The organism is Gemmatimonadales bacterium (genome assembly GCA_030697825.1).
Taxonomy (GTDB): Bacteria; Gemmatimonadota; Gemmatimonadetes; order Gemmatimonadales; family JACORV01; genus JACORV01.
Genome location: JAUYOW010000009.1, coordinates 1 through 1,595, shown reverse-complemented (window position 1 = coordinate 1,595; position 1,595 = coordinate 1). Strand labels below are relative to the sequence as shown.

Here is a 1,595-nt window from a genome sequence, read left to right as displayed (position 1 = left end):
GAGAAGTCGTCCTGCCGCGCGATGGCCGCCGCGCTGTCGAGCAGCGTGCGGTTGCGCGCGCAGGCCTCGAAGCCCGACAGGCCCGTCGACGGGTCGGACCACGACGTATTGCCGAACGCCGTCCCGTTGCAGACCTCGCGGGCGCTGGTCCCGTTGAGCGGGTCACGCGGATTGGTGAAGAACAGCCCGCCCGCGAGTCCATAGTCGTAGCGGAACCCGAGCTTTACCACCAGGAAGTCGTATTCGATCCGGTCCTGGAAATAGAGGGCCGCGTCCCAGGGCTTGGCGTTGTACCCGCCGGGGATTATGACGGGGGCGTTCACACCCTGGTTGAGGACCTCGAGGTAGCGCAGGTTGTGGTTCTGGTAGAAGATACCGGACTGCAGGTTGTGGTGGTCCGACGCCTGCCACTGGAGGTCGCCGCGCAGCATCGTCGTGCGCAGCCGCTCGCCGCCGAAAAAGTCGTCGGCGCCGCCCATCGGGCTGCCGACCGAGTTCGGCCTCACGAACTGGGTGCCCGAGAAGTTGACGTCGGCGAACCGGTCACCCATGCAGATCGCGCTGAAGAAGTTGCAGGTGTTGCGCTCCTGCTCGAAGTAGCCCACGGCGGCCTTGTAGAGGAACCGGCCCATCACGTGCTCCCACCGTGCCATGTAGAGCGTGCGGTCGGCCCGGATGCTGCCCTGCACCACGTCCTCGAGGCGCGCGGCGCCCACCGGCCCCCGCGCCCCCAGCTCGCCGCCACCCACCACCAGGCTGTCGGTGAGGGTCTGGACCGCCGGCGTGCCGAGGAAGTTGTAGGCCGCAAAGAGGTATTCGAAGCTGAACGGCAGGCGCTGGCGCTGGTAGCTGACCGCCGACACGCTCAACTTGGCCTGCGGCGTGACGTGCAGCGTCAGCTTGCCGAAGATGTCGCGCAACTGGTCGGATCCGAAGGCCCGCAGGCCCGGGATCAGGTCCTGCACGTCCGGAGCCGTCGCGGCCGTGGACGGGTTGGTGTTGTTGCGGACGTCGTTGTCGAACCGCATCACCCGGTCCTGGCCCGACGACTGCCGGCCGGCGAGCATGAACCGCAGCCGCTGGTTCGAGCCCGGCACCGGTCCCGACAGGAACCCCTCGAACTGGCCGAAGTTGAGCAGCTCGTCGGGCCGGTTGCCCAGCATCCCGCCCACCGACGACGTCTGGTAGGAGAGCGCCCCCGCCAGGTCGGTCCCGCCCTCGCGCGTCGCGATGTTGATGATGCCGCTCATCGCGTTGCCGTATTGCGCCTCGAAGCCGCCGCGCTCGAAGCTCAACTGCTCGACCGCTTCCTTCGTGATGTCGAACGCCGGCCCGCCGAACACGAAGTTGTTGATCGGCACGCCGTCGATCATCGTCAGGGTTTCGCCGCCGCGGCCGCCGCGGATTCTCACCGGCGTCTGGGTGTTGCGCCGCGACTCCGTAAACGAGACGACGTCGGTGTTTTCCGGGACCTGGAAATACCCCTGCTGCAGCTGCAGCACCCCGCCGATGCCGACGACCGGCAGCGCCTCGATGTCCGCGCTCGTGAGCGTCGTGTGCGATCCCGTGACGCCCGGCTCCACCAGCGGCGCGAA

1 protein-coding gene is annotated in these 1,595 nt (G+C 68.0%); it reads right to left on the bottom strand.

Translation table 11 applies throughout. The features are described from left to right. Positions 1-1,595 (bottom strand): TonB-dependent receptor plug domain-containing protein (locus tag Q8Q85_00265; GenBank protein MDP3772682.1); only part of this gene is annotated, 1,595 nt, incomplete at both ends.